Origin of the sequence: Neorhizobium sp. DAR64860/K0K1 (assembly GCF_050500205.1) — a bacterium.
Lineage (GTDB): Bacteria > Pseudomonadota > Alphaproteobacteria > Rhizobiales > Rhizobiaceae > Neorhizobium > Neorhizobium soli.
In genome coordinates this window covers 137,676-153,510 of the sequence record NZ_CP191460.1, presented here as the reverse complement: position 1 = coordinate 153,510, position 15,835 = coordinate 137,676, and the positions used below count along the sequence as shown (strand labels likewise).

Here is a 15,835-nt window from a genome sequence, read left to right as displayed (position 1 = left end):
TGGAGATGCAGATCATCGACCGCGACCTTCTTCGAAGCCTGCCGCTCCCTCAACCTGCAGAAGGCAGCAAGGAAGAGCGCGGTCGGGTGTGCATTATTGGCGGAAGCAGAGAAGTGCCCGGAGCGCTTCTTCTCGCAGCTCTAGGTGCGATGCGGGCCGGATCTGGCAAGCTTCAGATTGCGACAGTTGAAAGCCGCGCCGCCGCGCTTGCAGTGGCGATGCCGGAGGCGATGGTTATCGACCTGCCGGAAACGTCAGCGGGTGGATTGCAGTTCCGACCGGTAGCATCTGCCGCCTCGAGATGGGCAGCGGCAAACGCGCTCCTCGTAGGCCCCGGTATGGTGGAGGAGCGGGATTGCTACGACATCCTGAAGTATCTGCTGGATAGCAAGACCGAGTCAGTCATCGTGGTGGATGCTGGAGCCCTGCCTGAAATCAGGGAGCAAGGCGATGGTCTTCGAAGGCGTTCCGGGCGCGTAATCGTCACACCCCATGCAGGCGAGATGGCCAACTTGCTGGGGATCGAGAGGGCGGTCGTCGAGGCCGATCCGAGATCAGCTGCTGCCCGGCTGACGGACGAATTTGGGTTGGTGGTGGTCATGAAGGGAAGCCAGACGATCGTCACCGCGCCGAGTGGACATTGGCGCTACGAAGGCGGTGGTGTGGGGCTCGCGACATCCGGCTCCGGCGACGTACTCGCCGGCATCATAACCGGACTGGCAGCCCGTGGCGCCGACCCGGTGACAGCAGCGATCTGGGGCGTTTTCCTCCACGGCGAGGCAGGTTCTCAACTCTCGGAAAGCGTCGGTCCACTGGGTTTTTTAGCGCGCGAAATTCCCGACGGTATCCCAGAGCTCCTGTCCGAGCTGTGCTGTAGGTCCGACGAATGAAATGGTAGAGCCCACTGCGGAAGAGATCGAGGAACGAAGAGCCCGACGCGTCGAACGCCGGCAAAAGCAGCGCGATGCCAATGTGATCCGAGCGGCCAAAATGCATCTCGCCCGCCTTTCAAGTGCCCCGGCCACTCCGGCGCCGGATGACGCCACTGGCAAGATTCATATCGGTTGTTCCGGATGGTACTACTGGCACTGGAAAGGCAAGTTCTATCCGACCGGTACGCCTTCAAATCAGCTGTTCTCAATCTACCAGGATAATTTCGCGACCGTCGAGCTCAACGCGCCATTCTACTCGTGGCCAACAATTGCGGCGGTCAAAACCTGGATACGTCAGGCCATTCCTGGCTTCGTCTATACGATCAAGGTGTGCGAGCTCATCACGCACATCAAGCGGTTCGAGGACACACAGGAACTCGTGAAGGATTTCGGCTATATCGCCGACCTGCTGGGGCCTCAAATGGGATGCTTCCTCTTCCAGCTTCCACCAAGCGTACGCTATTCGCCTGACATGCTGCATTTGATCTTGTCGCAGCTTGATCCAAGGCATCGCAACGTCGTTGAGTTCCGCCATAAAAGTTGGTGGAACGAGGATGTCTACGCCGCCTTTACGTCGGCTGGGGCGATCTTCTGCTCCTGCAGTGGGCCGCGGCTGCCAGACGAACTCGTGCGCACAAGTGATGATATCTATGTGCGCTTTCACGGCACCCAGCAGTGGTATCGCCACGACTACAGCGATGCCGAGCTAACGGTATGGGCCAAGCGCATCCAGCAGAGTGGCGCCAAGACGGTCTGGATCTACTTCAACAACGACCGGGACGGAAGTTCGATCAAAAACGCCAAGCGACTATCTGAGATGCTTGCGGCAGGCAGCTAGCGACCGGCCTATTGTCGGGACAGGACATGGAAAGGCGGGCGCGTCCATAACTATGCATCAGAGTCATTATGAGCGACAAAGTTCTTCTCGCGTTTCGGCACCGCGATTGCAGATCTTTCTGAAGCCAGTGACGTTTGTGCTTGCCGTCGCCCTCGTGCTCATCCGGGCCGTATCGGGCCCTTTCTTGGCTACTCCGAGACATGGCAGCTCGTGATGAATACCGGTACGACGATCATCACCTTCTTGATGGTGTTAGCCTCGCAGAAGTCCCAAAACTGTAACGGAGGCGCTTCAGGCAAGCTTGACGAACTGATCCTCACATTGCAGGCTCAGAACAAGTTTGTCGGCATTAAAAAAAAGCTTGACGAGCAACAATTTAAGGAGATGAGCCAGTCATTGGACGAAAAGGCCGAACAGTCGAGGACGTCGCCGCGGTTAAGCAGAAGAGAAAAAGCCTGACGGCGCCCGACTGACGGGGGTCGTGGACGGCGCAGCGATCCCGTATTGATGGCGGGGGTCCACGCAACGTACACCGCTCGGCCGGCAACGAACGAACGAACACAATCCCGATGCATCTTTTGCAAGATATCGACGTTAATCGAGTCCCGCCCGCACCTTGGATCCCCATGAAGACAACTGTTCCCTTTGAAGACCGGCTTCGGCTTCTTCTCGCTCAAAAGAATCGCAAAATGGCTGCCTCGGCCCATGCGTATGTCCGTGGCAGCACCCGCCGCTTCTACGAATGGCTGGAGCGCGCCGACCGGGTCGAGCTCCCGGCTGGCCACCGATCTGGATCTGTGGTGACTGCCACGTAGGAAATCTCGGTCCGGTCGGCAGCGGAAACGGCAGCCTTGCCATCCAGATACGGGATCTCGACCAGACGGTCATCGGCAACCCGGCGCATGATCTCGTACGTCTTGGCCTGTCCCTTGCTATGGCGGCCAGGTCTTTCGATCTGCCGGGGTTGTCACCGCGTTGATGATCGAAAGAATGGCGCGGGGATATGCCTCTGCGTCTCGCCCGGACGCGTCTCCCGACGAGGACGACGGCGCGACCCCGGCGACAATATCGCACGCCCTTCGTTTAGCTTCTCGCCGGTCTTGGAAGCATCTCGCAGACGAGCGGATCGAGGGCGATGCTCATCTGCCGCTGGGCTCGCGCTTCTGGCCGCTGACGCACGACGAGCGAGAGGCGATTGACGAGTTCTTCGCGCGTGACGGCATCCGCGACCTAGCTGCGTCGCTAAGACAGCTCGATGGCCATGGTCTCGTCAAGGTCAAAGACGCCGCTTACTGGAGAAAGGGCTGTAGTTCGCTCGGTCGGCTCCGGATCGCTGTGCTGCTCCAGATGGGCAAGGGCCGCGATCGTCGCTATGTCTCATGGATGTCAAGGAGGCGGCAGAGGCGGCGGCGCCGACCGATCAACCCTTTGCTATGCCTTGCGATGATGCAGAGCGCGTCCGTGAGGGGGCCCGCGCCCTGTCACCCTATCTTGGTTCGCGGATGGTCACAGGCCTGTTGCTGGGTAAGCAGGTGTTCGTTCGCGAGCTTTTGCCGCAAGACTTGAAGCTTGAAATCGAGACCCTCCCCCAGAGCGAGGCGGTGACGGTTGCCGGTTTTCTTGCCCCCGTTGTCGGGACCGCTCACGCGCGCCAGCTCAATGCTGCGGACAGGTCGCGCTGGCTTGCGGAACTCGAACGCAGTCGCGGCTCTTCACTCGAGGCCCCCTCATGGCTCTGGAACGCTGTCGTCGATCTCGTTGCGTTCCACGAAGCGGCCTACCTTGAACATTGTCGAAGGTTCGCTCTGAAGGATGAACGATGATCCGACTAGCACGCCTCCTCGGCGTTTTGAACGAACGTCGCCGCAGTCTTGACCTCTATCGATAGGTGTCGTTACCGCTCTTGCCAGGCTTAGCCGGGTTATGGGCATAGGGCCGCCCCTGAGGGACGGCAACGTCTCTAAAATTTGCTGCCAGCTCGTGCAACCGGTTTCTCATACCCGGCCCCCTAACTGGCTGACCGTGGCCGCTGATTACTAACTGAGGTTCCAGCGCGGCAAGGCGCTTGACCGATTGTTCGGCCTCGTCCCAGTCGGGAGTGAAGTAACGCGGCGGTCCGTGCATTTCAGGGGTCTGCATGATCGCTTCGTAAACCGACTCCTGGCCTGTCGTTACGATTGCATCACCAGAAATCAGAGTGCGGTCACTCTCGCGCCATAGAGAGATGTGGCCAGGCGCATGTCCAGGCGTGTGAAGCCATACCCATCCAGGCATCGCTGGCACTGTGTGGTCTGCCGGAAGTATCTTCAGCCGCTCCTCGACATTAACGGGCGACCGAGGGAAGAGGGGCGATAGCAAGGCCATCAGACCACCGCCGACCAGAGGATCTGCCGGTGGATAGGAGGCTTGTCCGTTGAGGTAGGGAAATTCCAGAGGATGGGCATAGACCGGTACAACCCAATGGCGCGCCAATGCTTCGAGCGAACCCGCGTGGTCAAAATGCCCATGGGTCATGATGATCGCTGACGGCCTGGTGTTGTGGCCGAAGCGATGTTCTGCAGCGTCAATGATGCTGCCTTTGGATGTAGGCAGGCCCGCATCGATCAGAACCCATCCGTCGCCCTTCGTTGGGTCTCCGAAGAAGACGACATTGACGATCGATAGCCGCAGGTATGCGAGATCGGGTGCGAAGCCGAGAACGCCCGAACCTGTTTCGGTTGTTGGTGCAATATCATTGGCCTCGAGCGAAAGCTGAACAGTCATACGAGTCTCCTGCGATGCACGGGAACCCACTGACACGGTTTAAGTTCCATCTCGCAGAACTTGTGTGAGACGACCCGGTTACCGAGCAAGCACAGGAGGGATGCAAATGACCCGTGATGATCCGAAGCGCGCGCCGTTGTCGACGCCGGCAATTACCAAGCAAAATTTGCAACCAGAATAGCTTAAGCTCAACGGTGTTGACCTAGGCCACGACGGAAAACCCCAGCCGGCGAAGATTGATAATGTTGGCTCGCCTGATCAGCCTCCGGCACACGAATATCGTCAAAACCCAACCAATATAAGGGATCACAACAAACGTCGCTTTACGCCTGGAAGGTCATGGCCCCCGCACGGCCGCCCCACGAGAAGATCGGTACGCTGGATGAGCTGGAAGCATATCTGGATGCTTCAGGCCTTCAAGGCACCAGTCCTGCGAAGCCGATCGTCGAGCGTACCCGATTGATGCAATCCGAGGGCTGGGGACACTACAAGGAACCGACGAACGGAGAGAGCTGGTCCCTTCTGTGGGTTGAATTTCGCGCTGGCGAGTAGGCTCGCGTACCGCGTTATTGACTGGTTCGGACCCTCCGGACTGGGGACACGGCCATGGGAGACAAGAACGATCATGACCAACGAGTCGGAACAGAGGATATGTGACTGTGCGGTTATCGGAGGCGGTCCGGCGGGCTTGACGGCGGCAATTTATCTGGCTCGCTATCATCTCTCGGTGACGGTATTTGACGACCATACCAGCCGGGCGTCAATGATCCCGATATCGCATAACCATGCGGGATTTCCGGATGGGATCGGCGGCGAAGAGCTGTTGGCAAGAATGCGTACACAGGCTCAGCGGTACGGCGCCTTGGTGCAGGGCGGCACGGTGACGGCCCTCAAGAAGGAGAACGACCTTTTCATCATCCAGTTCGAGAGCGGCCTGGTGGTTGCCCGGGCCGTCCTCATGGCAACTGGCGTTGTCAACAGGCGGCCATCGATGTCGCCCGATAAGCACGATGACGCTGTCGCTCGCGGGCTTCTTCGATACTGCCCGGTCTGCGACGGTTTCGAGATCTCGGATAAGCCGGTCGGCGTCCTGGGATCAGGCACGAAGGGCTCCAAAGAAGCAAAGTTCCTGCGAAGCTTCACCCGTGATGTCACGCTGGTGGCGCCTGATGGCGTGCATGACCTTGCTGACGACGAACGAAGCAGCTTGGAAGTTCTCGGCATCAGGGTCGAAGCAGGACCAGTGATATCGGTCGAACCGGGTGCCGATAAGATCACCGTTACAACAGCCGCCAGAGCTTACGCGTTCGCTTCCCTCTATCCAGCCCTTGGCTCCGACATTCGTTCGGGCCTGGCAGCAGAACTCGGAGCCCGTGTGTCGGAGGAGGGCTGTATCGACGTCGATGCTCATCAGCGAACGAGCATTCCAGGTCTCGAAGTCGAGACGCGAACGCGTCCGGTTAGAACGCGCTCCTTCTCGACGTTGACGCTTTCCTCGACGAGCTGGATTTTCTGGTCGTGGTCTGACATCGTCACCGCCTGTGTGCCGGAAAAGAACCCCGCAGATTCCGTATTGTTCCGTGTTTGACAAACATCATCGGTCCCATGGGGGTATGAGGCGGCGGTCCTGGTAATCCGAGATCAGCCCAGAATGTAGCGGCCGCAGCCAGGTCTCGTCCTTGGTGTAAACAATCGCCTGTAGCGGCTCGCCGCCATCATACGCCCGGACAAGTATCGAGGCCCTGAAACTGCCCGGCGATCCGATGTCTTCGAGACTGTCGATCAGCTTCAGCCGCTCCTCATGCGCTACATAGCCCTCGCCTGTTACGGGAAGGCCCTCTCCAGGGCGATCCAGCATCATCGGGTCCGAAGAACGGCGCAGCGATATAGAGCGAGGAAAGGAGCTCCTGTCAGGCCTATCTCGTGAAGGGCAAGTCCGTTTGAGCGTCCCGTAAATAAAAACTGCGGCATTAAGCATTTCTTCCAGAATGCGAAGGCCGCAGGCAATCTCGCCTCCGGCCACGACCCGATCAGGCCTTCATTATTTCGAGGTGGGCGATATGTTCGCTGATCATCCCGCGCGCGAGCTTTGCCGTGTTCAAGTGTTCACGTTCTGCCCCACCTTAAGATAGTCCTCCTGGATCGTGAGAAGCTTCTTGTGGCCGTCGAGCTGACCCATCAGGTATGCCTTGTCGAAGTCGGCGCCTTTCATGGCCTTGAGCTTCGTGACCATCTCCTTGCCGGTCGCGTCGAGCATGGCCTCGACTTCGGCGTCAGTCGGCACCTTGAGCGCGCCCTGGGCCTTATCCATCGTCATAGACATGAGAATGTCGGCGATCGGTTCCTGCTCGGCGACTTCGAACTTGGCAAACATTTTCACCATGTCGCCCGAGGCGTTCATCAAGGCGACGCGGCTGGTTGCGAGGGAAAGCGCGCCCGTCATCTTTGTCATTTCAGCGTGTTCTTCTCGGCATCACCCATCATGGCATTGTCGGCGGCGAAAAGCTGTGGGGCTGCCATGACCGCTGGAATTAAGGCTGAAGCAGCCAGCGTGGAAAGCATAATACGGCAATCCATAGGAAGTTCTCCAGGAGACGGAAATTCATCCTGTCTAGAAGCTCCAGGATAGTAGAAAGTTCCCGCCTAACGCCTCAAGGAAGAAAGCTCGATTATGGGCCATCATGGCAGCTCTGGAATGCCTTGCGGTCTTAGTTGAGCGAGGCGCTGATGTGACTTCCCGGGCCGGTGACCAGAGGACATCTTCGGATCGTAGGCCTCGCTTGCATGGTCATCCGGCTTTGCGAGATTTTAATTCCTGCGCGACCGACTTCTTCAGCGCTTCCATGATGTTGACGACATTGCTCTTTTCCTCGTCATCATCCTTCGTGGATTTCGAAGTCTTGGCCTTCGACGGCTTCTTGGCCTTCTTCTTGTCGGCTATCAGTTTCAGCAAGCTTTCCTGGATCGGGTCGGACACCATATCCGGTGACCAGTCCTTCAGCCGTTTTTTGATGACTGCCTCAAGTGCCGAAACGCCTTTAGCGTCCGACTTCTTCTCGATGCCTGTGAAATATTCGCCTTCCGGCCGCACCTCGTCGCCGAAGCGTAGGGTCCACGCGACGATACCTTCACCACGCGCTTCAAGCACGACCGCCCGTTCTCGTCGGCCGAGGACCACGCGTGATATGCCGACGACATCCTCGGCTTCCATCGCTTGCCGGATGACCGCGAAAGCTTCGTCGCCGATTTTGTCGTTTGCGGTGAGGTAGTACGGGGTCTCAAGATAGACCCACTCAATGCTGCCGCGTGGCACGAACTTTTCGATGTCCATTGTACGGACCGTCTCCAGCTCAACGGATTCCAGATCCTCGTCGGTCAGGAGCACATAATCGTTGTCGCCGCGCTCGTAGCCCTTTGCCTCGTGTTCATCATTGACGGGCTTCCCGGTCACGCTATCCACGTACTGGGAGACGACCCGGTTTCCGGTATCCTTATTGAGGGTATGGAAGCGTACTTTTTCGGATTCGGATGTGGCCGGGGTCATTGCCACAGGGCAGGTGACGAGCGAGAGCTTGAGGTAGCCTCTCCAATAGGGACGACGCGGTGCCATCGGTTAGCTCGCTTTCTTAGCTGCAGGTTTTGCCCGGCTCTTGGTGGAGTTGGAAGCCGTCGCTTTCTTGCCTGAGTTTGCGTTGGCGGCCTTCGGTTGTTTTGCCGATGGCTTTTCCATGCCAGCACTCTCACGCAGCGCCTTGAGCAGGTCGTTGGGCTTGGAAACTTTGATGGGCTTCGGTTTTGGAAGGGTCTTGCCCTCCGCCTTCGCCTTCACCAGAGCGGCCAGCGCATCCTCGTAACGATCGTCGAATTTCGCGGGATCGAAGTCGCCCTTCTTCGTGGTGATGATGTGCTTTGCCAGATCGAGCATCTCGGCTTCGACCTTGACCTTCGCCACATCCTCGAAAGCTTCTTTCGAGGATCGGACTTCGTAATCGAAGTTGAGGGTCGTCGCGATGATACCCTTGCCGTGGGCCCGGATCAGAACAGTTCTAATCCGGCGGAAAAGCACTGTCCGAGCAATCGCCGTGGCACGGGTGTTGCTCAGAGCATCTCGAATACTGGTGAAGGCGTCCTGATCGGCATCGTCGACGGGAACGAGGTAATATGGTTTGTCGAAATAGACGTCGTCGATCTTGCCGCAGGGGATGAACGCTTCGGCTTCCAACATTTTGTCGGAGTCAGGCACGACCGCTGCCACTTCATCAGGATCAATCATGATGTAGTCACCGTTGCCCGTCTCGAACCCCTTGACCTGCTGATCGCGTTCCACGACTTCCTCGGTCTCACTGTCGATGAACTCGCGCTTCAGGCGGTTTCCGGTGCTCTCGTTGATCATGTGGAAGCTGATCCGCTCCGCGGTAGATGCGGCGGTGTACAGTCCGACGGCGCAGCTGAGTTCAGCGATCTTCAAATGACCTTTCCACTGAGCGCGATGTGCTGCCATATTCTTCCCTCCAAATCCGTCGCGTAGGGAACTGGAAACGTCCTCGTTAGTTCCGGCGCTCTCCGCCCTTCAGCCGCGGAAAATGACTTGCCAGCGGCACGAAGGGTCCCAAGCCGCCGAAGACGCGGTCCCGCTCTCCGGTACCGCAGGTCCGTCGTTTCGACATTCGCGCTGATGGAAAGCTGCTGAGGAAACCAGTGAGGGGCTCGGGCGTTTGTGCATGTGACGAAGAAAAGGAGAGGTCCCAATGGCAGAGGAAAGCACCACCACCATCCGAGCGTCATTCGGTACCCGTGCGCCAGCCGACCTTGCAGTCGAACACCTCGTTCAGCACCATCGAATTTCCAGGCCTAACATTTTCATACAGTCGGCGAGTGGTGAAAACACCGCGGGTTCCCGGCCGTCCGGTGGCGATGCCTCGCAGGACGGCGGCGATCGCCACGATGGAGCAATCGAAGGCGAGATTGAGGTCTCGGCTGATATCGCCGCCGATCAGGTCGCTGCCGTCCAACGGAGCTTCGGAGATGCCGGAGCAATCCGCGTTTCGGGCAAATAGCAGTCACGGGTCCGCCTTGAAGTTGGCCCGTTTTCTTTCATCAGGATGACTACCATGGTCGACAATCTCTCGAAATACCGCGGCAAACGCGATTTCAAAAAAACCGCTGAGCCGAGCGGAGAGGCGAAGGTCAGTGCGTCAAACCGTCGACGGTTCGTGATCCAGAAGCATGACGCGACGCGCCTGCACTACGATCTTCGGCTGGAGCTCGACGGAGTGTTCAAGTCCTGGGCGGTGACAAGAGGGCCGTCTCTCGATCCTGGCGACAAGCGTCTCGCAGTTGAAGTGGAAGATCATCCACTCGACTACGGAGATTTCGAAGGCACAATCCCGAAAGGGCAGTACGGCGGCGGGACGGTCATGCTGTGGGATCGCGGCTACTGGGAGTCAGAGGGAAAGAAGACGCCGGAAGAGGCGCTGGCCAAAGGTGATTTCAAGTTCACGCTTGAAGGTGATCGCCTGCATGGCAGTTTCGTGCTCGTCCGCATGCGGCATGATCGCGATGGCGGCAAACGCACCAATTGGCTGCTGATCAAGCATCATGACGAGTTCTCCGTCGAGGAAAATGGTGCAGCCGTGCTTGAGGAAAACGACACTTCGGTGGCGTCTGGCCGGACGATGGAGGCTATCGCCTCCGGTAAAGGCAAGAAGCCAAAACCGTTCATGGTGAAAGGTGGCGCGGTCGAAGCGGATGCGGTCTGGGACAGCAATCATGGTCTTGCCGCCGAAGAGCGCAAAGCCGGGTCGAAGACAGCCACCAAGTCAGCGAAGAAGCCCGCGGCCACGAAACGCGCGAAATCGTCGATGCCGGACTTTATCGCGCCGCAGCTCTGCGAAACCTTGGCACGTCCACCATCTGGAGCCGGCTGGATCCACGAGATCAAGTTCGATGGTTATCGCATCCAGATGCAAGTCGAAAACGGCGAGGTCACCCTAAAGACCCGCAAAGGGCTGGACTGGACCGCCAAATGGCCCGCCATCGCCGCGTCGGCGTCTAAGCTTCCCGACTGCATCGTCGATGGTGAGATCTGTGCACTCGACGAGAACGGCGCTCCCGATTTTGCTGCGTTGCAGGCTTCGTTGTCGGAGGGCAAGACGGACGACCTGGTCTTTTTCGCCTTTGATCTCTTATTCGCCGGAGACGAGGATCTTCGCGAATTGCCGCTGACTGAGCGCAAGGAAAGACTGCAGGCGTTTCTTTCCGACGCCGGCGAAGATCCGCTTCTTCGCTTCGTCGAGCATTTCGAGACCGGCGGCGATGCGGTGTTGAAGTCCGCTTGTCGTTTGTCGCTGGAAGGCATAGTCTCGAAACAGGCTGATGCGCCTTATCGTTCAGGCCGTACGGAGACCTGGGCTAAATCGAAATGCCGGGCCGGCCATGAAGCGGTCATCGGCGCCTATGCCACGACCAATGGCAGGTTTCGCTCGCTGCTGGTCGGGGTCAACCGCGGCAACCACTTCGTCTACGTGGGCCGCGTCGGGACAGGCTATGGTGCAAAGGTTGTCGAGACGCTCTTGCCGAAGCTGAAGGAAATGGAGACGTCAAAATCACCGTTCACAGGCATCGGTGCACCTAAGAAATCATCCGACATCGTCTGGCTCAAGCCAGAACTGGTCGCAGAGATCGAGTTTGCCGGCTGGACCGCTGATGGCCAGGTCCGGCAGGCGGCCTTCAAGGGGTTGAGAGAAGACAAGCCGGCCGACGAGGTCGAGGCCGAGACGCCGGCTTCTCCGGTCGAGAACGAAGTGCCCGATCCGGAAACCGCCAAGCCGCCACCCAAGCGCTTTCGCAAGGGGGCGAAGGTGGAAGTGATGGGTGTGATGATCTCCAGTCCGGACAAGCCGCTCTGGCCGGATGCTGGCGATAAGGAGCCGGTCACCAAAGTCGACCTGGCACACTACCACGAGGCAGTGGGATCCTGGCTGATCGACCATATCAAAGGCCGGCCCTGCTCGATCATCCGCACACCCGATGGGATTGGCGGCGAGCAGTTCTTCCAGCGCCATGCCATGCCGGGCACCTCCAACCTGCTGGAGCTTGTCACCGTCTTCGGCGACAAAAAACCGTATCTGCAGATCGACCGGGTCGAAGGGCTGGCTGCCATCGCCCAGATCGGTGGGGTCGAGCTTCACCCCTGGAATTGTGAGCCCAACCAGCCGGAAGTGCCGGGGCGCTTGGTCTTCGACCTTGATCCTGGTCCAGACGTTGAGTTTTCGACCGTCGTCGAAGCCGCGCGGGAAATCCGTGACCGGCTGGAGGACGTGGGGCTTGTCAGCTTCTGCAAGACGACAGGTGGTAAAGGCCTTCATGTTGTCACGCCCTTGGCTGTGCCGAAAGGCAAGAAGCTGAGCTGGGATGAGGCAAAAGGCTTTGCCCGTGATGTTTGCCAGGAGATGGCGCGCAACAATCCGGATCTTTATCTGATCAAGATGGCCAAGAACCAGCGCGAGGGGCGCATCTTCCTCGACTACCTGCGAAACGACAGGATGGCGACGGCGGTAGCGCCTCTTTCGCCGCGTGCACGTTCCGGAGCGACAGTCTCGATGCCGCTCAACTGGAGCCAGGTGAAAGCTGACCTAGACCCCAAACGGTTTACGATCCGGACGGTGCCTGACCTGATGAAGAAAAGCACGGCGTGGCAGGATTACTGCGATGGGCGGAGACCGCTGGAGCAAGCGATCAAGCGGCTGGCAAAATCCCGAAAGGTGGCGGCGTGATTGGAGCCAGCAAGCAATAGAGCAATGGAAAAAGAAACGACCAGCACTGTAGAAGCCGAACGACGCGTCGGAGAGACCACGGACCTGCCTCATGATCGCATCACGGTGCAACGGTTTCGCGAGACGTTTCCAAGTGCTCGCTGGAGCGATCGGCAGAATGCTTGGTTCGTGCCGGGCCCGTTGAAAGGCACTGAGGAGGAGGAAGGTTTGAGCGACGGGCTGCCTTCGGTTCACATCCCATCAAGAATAATGGAGCGCCGAGCCAACGGCGTCTCCACGAGGCTAAAACAGTTCCGGGATCAGGGCGGCCACGAAGCAGGCCTTGTCGGCATGGGCAGACGTTTAGGCCGTACCTCGCCGGGCGCGATGCGTGGGACCTGCTCGCCTAGGTGTTGAGATTCACACGTGGGCCTGTCTGTGTGCGCACAGATCGTGAAACAATGGAACATCACCGCCAGACAAAGGTTTTTTCGGAGAATACGATCGGAGGTCTACCGTGGAAAAGGTCATCGAAGTCGAATTTCGGGTCACTTGGCGGCTGCCTGTCTTCATCCGGATCGGGAATGGCTTTCGAGAACGCATCGATGGCCCGGATGCTGCACTGCAGGCGCTTCTCCATCGCTGGCCGGCGTCCAGTCCATCAGAATACGCAGTCGCTAAGCGTCGCTGCGCCGTTGCGATATCGAACCAAGGCAGCCCCGACCTTGCCCGCAACGCATTCGTTGAAGCGGCGGTTGCGGCTAAGGTGCTCGCATGACGGCATTGAAGGAGCAGCCGACACGAAGCTTCCGCTATCCGCAGGGCTACTGCTGGGCCTGGGACCGGGAGGTTTCTCTGACGGCATCGTTCTACACCAGCTTCCGCTCTGGCATAATATGCTTCAGCTCCTGGTACCCGATCACCACGATCAAGAACCTTAAACTGAACACGGTCTGGGACGGCGTCTTCCATTCCGTTACATACTCCTTAGTGCTGGTTGGTCTCTTCATCCTGTCGCGGTCGGGTCCTCTCAGCCATTTCCAATGGTCGACAGGCGATCTCCGACGATGCTCATCGGCTTCGGAGCGTTTAACCTTGCCGAGGGCGCTGTCGATCACCAGCGTCTTGGCCTGCACGTCAACGAAACGGCTCCCGATCGGGAGTGGTCCCTCTGGGACTTTGGCTTCCTCGCTTGAGGTGGAGTGATGGTCGCCGCACTCTTCATTTCGACCCGGCCGGTGTGGTCGTATCATTTGTTCCGTCCGCAGCTCACGCTTGAGGCCGTACTCTCATTACGCTGCTTCGGCGTCCTGACACGACGCGTCGGTTGAACAAGCGATGTCCCAGACGCGATCGAAAGAGGTCACAATGAACGCATCTAAAGAACGAGCTAATCGCTTGGTTGGACAACGCGCCTCCCGCCATGTTGTCATCATAGGCGGCGGTTTCGGCGGCCTCGCGTGCGCAATCGAACTCGGAAACGCTCCGGATACCGATGTCACCGTCATCGATCGTCGCAACCATAACCTTTTCCAGCCGCTCCTTTACCAGGTAGCCACTGCCGCACTGTCGCCGGCCGACATTGCCGAGCCGATCCGCAAGACGCTGGCCCGCTTCAAGAATACCAACATGATCATGGCTGAGGTGGTCGGTGTTGATCCGCCCCGACATAGCGTTGTTCTGTCTGACGGCGGTTCGCTGTCCTATGATAAGCTCGTCATCGCGACCGGTTCCGAATACAACTATTTTGGACACGAAGGATGGCGGACGTTCGCGCCAGGCCTGAAGAGCATCCACGAGGCGCGGCAGATCCGCCATCGGCTGCTTTTGGCCTTCGAACGCGCTGACCGGGCAAAGAGCGAGACGGAGAAGCAAGCATTTCTCACCAGTATCGTTATCGGCGGGGGACCGACCGGCGTCGAAATGGCGGGCGCGATCTCCGAGCTCGGGCGCTTCATGATCAGCCGCGACTTTCGAAACCTACAGCCCGACAATCTGAGAGTGATCTTGGTGGAGGCAGGACCACGCATCCTCGCGGCGTTCCCTGAACATCTATCTGAGTACGCAAGGTCCTATCTGGAAAAGATCGGGGTCGAGGTCCGCACAGCCACACGTGTCTTGGACATACGGGAGGAAGGGGCTGAGATCGAAGGCGAATTCGTTCCGGCCGGATCGATTATATGGGGGGCAGGCGTCAAGGCGTCCCCCGCCCATTCATGGCTTCGAATAGCCGGTGTCGCGGGAGGTCGGATTCCTGTTGACGAATATCTTCGAGTTCAAGGACTTGATGACATCTACGCTATTGGGGACACATCTGCGATCGCTGGGGCGGATGGGAAGTTCTTGCCCGGTCTGGCACAGGTCGCCAAGCAACAGGGCATTTACCTTGGGAGAAATCTCCGAAGCGGAAAGGCTGTGTCGGGTTTTAAGTTCAAAAATCGCGGCAATACGGCCGTGATCGGACGAAATGCCGCTGTTTTCGACTTCGGAAAGTGGACGATGAAGGGCAGAGCGGCGTGGCTGCTTTGGGCACTCGTTCACGTCTATCTCCTTATTAATTTCGAGAAGCGCCTTCTGGTCGCCGTTCAATGGATCGGGCGGTATCTCACCCGACAGCGTGGGGCACGGATCATCGACGAAACGGCCGAGGAGACCGACGTCGCCCGTCATATCACCGCTGCTGGTGGCGCCGGAAAAACGTCGGCCGACCGACCCCGATCGTGAATCGAACGCTCGACCGTGGCATTCTGGCCGCCATGTCGGAAGGTCTCATCTGACTCTGTTGCCTAACGTTGTTGATCAGCGGGAAAGTTCACGATTGCATTCGCCGACGCCTCTCAGCTGCGTGACGGCACGTCCGCTACGCTGACAAGGAAAACGCTGAGCGACGCTGGGTTCGTCAATAAACGGTCGTATGGATGTTTTCGGGGCGAGCCGGCCCAAACGTCCTTACAAGGGCACAACTGAAAAGACTGCTGATCGATCAGTTGCGACGAGATGACCCATACAATGGTTCAGAGGATCATCAGTCCCGTGGGTGATCGGGACAGCTGCATGATGAAAATCTGTTCGCAGGCAGGTGGAGATGCTGACCAATAAATTTACGGACTTCACTTTCGAGAATACCAATTGTGACGGCAATGCCGGCATCGCGTAGAATGGAAATCCCTTTGCCATTGTTTCGGGGGTCTGGGTCGAGCAGGCTCACGACAACGCGACTTACGCCTCGTTCAACAAGCATTAGAGCGCAAGACGGGGTTCTACCTTGGAAGGAGCAGGGCTCCAACGTAACATAAGCAGTTACACCGTCTAAGCGACAATCGGTCTGGCTGACAGCGTGAGCTTCGGCGTGAAACTGGCCAGGCGCGTGTGTGTAGCCTTCACTCAAGACCGCGCCTCTACGCACCAGGACGCAGCCAACGGGTGGGTTAGGGAGACAGGCGGGGAGAGCCTTTTGCGAAGCCAGTAAGGCACGTTTCATGAAGGTTTCGTCGGTTCTCTCGCTACCAGCAACGACACTCATCTTAGTCCGTTCCTCTAGTCTAGGC

Annotated in this window: 15 protein-coding genes and 3 pseudogenes; 12 read left to right on the top strand and 6 right to left on the bottom strand. The window is 58.4% G+C overall.

Translation table 11 applies throughout. From position 1 onward, the window contains the following. Positions 1-5 precede the first annotated feature (5 nt). The 4 genes and pseudogenes from ACQY1J_RS22235 to ACQY1J_RS22220 all read left to right on the top strand — a co-directional run bounded on the left by ACQY1J_RS22235 (position 6) and on the right by ACQY1J_RS22220 (position 3,593). Positions 6-890: an NAD(P)H-hydrate dehydratase gene (locus tag ACQY1J_RS22235; RefSeq protein ID WP_430252051.1), complete on the top strand. Its 885-nt coding sequence runs from the start codon at positions 6-8 to the stop codon at positions 888-890. Position 891: 1 nt separating this feature from the next. Then, positions 892-1,770, top strand: coding sequence for a DUF72 domain-containing protein (locus ACQY1J_RS22230; RefSeq protein WP_430252049.1), 879 nt, complete (start codon positions 892-894; stop codon positions 1,768-1,770). Between the two features lie 105 nt (positions 1,771-1,875). Further along, positions 1,876-2,243 (top strand): annotated as a pseudogene (locus ACQY1J_RS22225) (low affinity iron permease family protein). Positions 2,244-2,459: 216 nt separating this feature from the next. Further along, a pseudogene (locus ACQY1J_RS22220) lies at positions 2,460-3,593 on the top strand (DUF2252 family protein). A 55-nt stretch (positions 3,594-3,648) separates the two neighbouring features. On the opposite strand, the gene ACQY1J_RS22215 reads toward ACQY1J_RS22220, so the two are convergent. Continuing rightward, the gene (locus ACQY1J_RS22215) at positions 3,649-4,533 is read right to left on the bottom strand and encodes an MBL fold metallo-hydrolase (protein WP_430252464.1); all 885 of its coding nucleotides are present in this window, start codon (positions 4,531-4,533) and stop codon (positions 3,649-3,651) included. 529 nt (positions 4,534-5,062) lie between these two features. Between ACQY1J_RS22215 and ACQY1J_RS22210 the strand changes: the two genes are divergently transcribed. Beyond that, the gene (locus ACQY1J_RS22210) at positions 5,063-6,121 is read left to right on the top strand and encodes an NAD(P)/FAD-dependent oxidoreductase (RefSeq protein WP_430252463.1); all 1,059 of its coding nucleotides are present in this window, start codon (positions 5,063-5,065) and stop codon (positions 6,119-6,121) included. 6 nt (positions 6,122-6,127) lie between these two features. Here the strand turns inward: ACQY1J_RS22210 and ACQY1J_RS22205 are convergent, their stop codons facing one another. The 4 genes from ACQY1J_RS22205 to ACQY1J_RS22190 form a co-directional block, all read right to left on the bottom strand. Then, positions 6,128-6,511 carry a gamma-glutamylcyclotransferase family protein gene (locus ACQY1J_RS22205; protein ID WP_430252498.1) on the bottom strand — a complete coding sequence of 128 codons (384 nt, stop codon included), beginning with the start codon at positions 6,509-6,511 and terminating at the stop codon, positions 6,128-6,130. A 120-nt stretch (positions 6,512-6,631) separates the two neighbouring features. Further along, positions 6,632-6,985 carry a DUF4142 domain-containing protein gene (locus ACQY1J_RS22200; RefSeq protein ID WP_430252461.1) on the bottom strand — a complete coding sequence of 118 codons (354 nt, stop codon included), beginning with the start codon at positions 6,983-6,985 and terminating at the stop codon, positions 6,632-6,634. 336 nt (positions 6,986-7,321) lie between these two features. Further along, entirely contained in the window at positions 7,322-8,143 is an 822-nt protein-coding gene (locus ACQY1J_RS22195; protein WP_430252459.1) for a Ku protein, read from the bottom strand. Positions 8,144-8,146: 3 nt separating this feature from the next. Then, positions 8,147-9,034 (bottom strand): Ku protein, encoded by an 888-nt coding sequence (locus ACQY1J_RS22190; RefSeq protein WP_430252457.1) that lies wholly within the window; start codon positions 9,032-9,034, stop codon positions 8,147-8,149. A 247-nt stretch (positions 9,035-9,281) separates the two neighbouring features. On the opposite strand from ACQY1J_RS22190, the gene ACQY1J_RS22185 reads away from it, so the two are divergent. The 7 genes and pseudogenes from ACQY1J_RS22185 to ACQY1J_RS22155 all read left to right on the top strand — a co-directional run bounded on the left by ACQY1J_RS22185 (position 9,282) and on the right by ACQY1J_RS22155 (position 15,011). Continuing rightward, positions 9,282-9,590 carry a hypothetical protein gene (locus ACQY1J_RS22185; RefSeq protein WP_430252455.1) on the top strand — a complete coding sequence of 103 codons (309 nt, stop codon included), beginning with the start codon at positions 9,282-9,284 and terminating at the stop codon, positions 9,588-9,590. Between the two features lie 54 nt (positions 9,591-9,644). Next, entirely contained in the window at positions 9,645-12,308 is a 2,664-nt protein-coding gene (ligD, locus tag ACQY1J_RS22180) for a DNA ligase D (protein WP_430252453.1), read from the top strand. A gap of 496 nt (positions 12,309-12,804) precedes the next feature. Continuing rightward, positions 12,805-13,065 carry a DUF982 domain-containing protein gene (locus ACQY1J_RS22175; RefSeq protein WP_430252451.1) on the top strand — a complete coding sequence of 87 codons (261 nt, stop codon included), beginning with the start codon at positions 12,805-12,807 and terminating at the stop codon, positions 13,063-13,065. Next, complete coding sequence (locus ACQY1J_RS22170) at positions 12,983-13,228, top strand: DUF2243 domain-containing protein (RefSeq protein WP_430252449.1); 246 nt, start codon at positions 12,983-12,985, stop codon at positions 13,226-13,228. The genes ACQY1J_RS22175 and ACQY1J_RS22170 overlap by 83 nt, the downstream gene beginning before the upstream one ends. Continuing rightward, positions 13,179-13,283 (top strand): annotated as a pseudogene (locus tag ACQY1J_RS22165) (hypothetical protein); the annotation flags it as partial. The gene ACQY1J_RS22170 and the pseudogene ACQY1J_RS22165, both read left to right, overlap by 50 nt. 47 nt (positions 13,284-13,330) lie before the next feature. Beyond that, complete coding sequence (locus tag ACQY1J_RS22160) at positions 13,331-13,483, top strand: DUF2243 domain-containing protein (RefSeq protein ID WP_430252447.1); 153 nt, start codon at positions 13,331-13,333, stop codon at positions 13,481-13,483. A gap of 172 nt (positions 13,484-13,655) precedes the next feature. Next, complete coding sequence (locus tag ACQY1J_RS22155; RefSeq protein WP_430252445.1) at positions 13,656-15,011, top strand: NAD(P)/FAD-dependent oxidoreductase; 1,356 nt, start codon at positions 13,656-13,658, stop codon at positions 15,009-15,011. 301 nt (positions 15,012-15,312) lie between these two features. On the opposite strand, the gene ACQY1J_RS22150 is transcribed toward ACQY1J_RS22155, so the two are convergent. After that, positions 15,313-15,768: a bifunctional diaminohydroxyphosphoribosylaminopyrimidine deaminase/5-amino-6-(5-phosphoribosylamino)uracil reductase RibD gene (locus tag ACQY1J_RS22150; RefSeq protein ID WP_430252496.1), complete on the bottom strand. Its 456-nt coding sequence runs from the start codon at positions 15,766-15,768 to the stop codon at positions 15,313-15,315. Positions 15,769-15,835: the final 67 nt, after the last annotated feature.

Bases quoted from the DNA above. Each gene is read 5' to 3' on its own strand.
- ligD (WP_430252453.1), top strand. From the start codon at position 9,645: ATGGTCGACAATCTCTCGAAATACCGCGGCAAACGCGATTTCAAAAAA.
- ACQY1J_RS22215 (WP_430252464.1), bottom strand. From the start codon at position 4,533: ATGACTGTTCAGCTTTCGCTCGAGGCCAATGATATTGCACCAACAACC.
- ACQY1J_RS22155 (WP_430252445.1), top strand. From the start codon at position 13,656: ATGAACGCATCTAAAGAACGAGCTAATCGCTTGGTTGGACAACGCGCC.
- ACQY1J_RS22190 (WP_430252457.1), bottom strand. From the start codon at position 9,034: ATGGCAGCACATCGCGCTCAGTGGAAAGGTCATTTGAAGATCGCTGAA.
- ACQY1J_RS22150 (WP_430252496.1), bottom strand. From the start codon at position 15,768: ATGAAACGTGCCTTACTGGCTTCGCAAAAGGCTCTCCCCGCCTGTCTC.
- ACQY1J_RS22205 (WP_430252498.1), bottom strand. From the start codon at position 6,511: ATGCTTAATGCCGCAGTTTTTATTTACGGGACGCTCAAACGGACTTGC.
- ACQY1J_RS22160 (WP_430252447.1), top strand. From the start codon at position 13,331: ATGGTCGACAGGCGATCTCCGACGATGCTCATCGGCTTCGGAGCGTTT.
- ACQY1J_RS22235 (WP_430252051.1), top strand. From the start codon at position 6: ATGCAGATCATCGACCGCGACCTTCTTCGAAGCCTGCCGCTCCCTCAA.
- ACQY1J_RS22200 (WP_430252461.1), bottom strand. From the start codon at position 6,985: ATGACAAAGATGACGGGCGCGCTTTCCCTCGCAACCAGCCGCGTCGCC.
- ACQY1J_RS22195 (WP_430252459.1), bottom strand. From the start codon at position 8,143: ATGGCACCGCGTCGTCCCTATTGGAGAGGCTACCTCAAGCTCTCGCTC.
- ACQY1J_RS22185 (WP_430252455.1), top strand. From the start codon at position 9,282: ATGGCAGAGGAAAGCACCACCACCATCCGAGCGTCATTCGGTACCCGT.
- ACQY1J_RS22230 (WP_430252049.1), top strand. From the start codon at position 892: ATGGTAGAGCCCACTGCGGAAGAGATCGAGGAACGAAGAGCCCGACGC.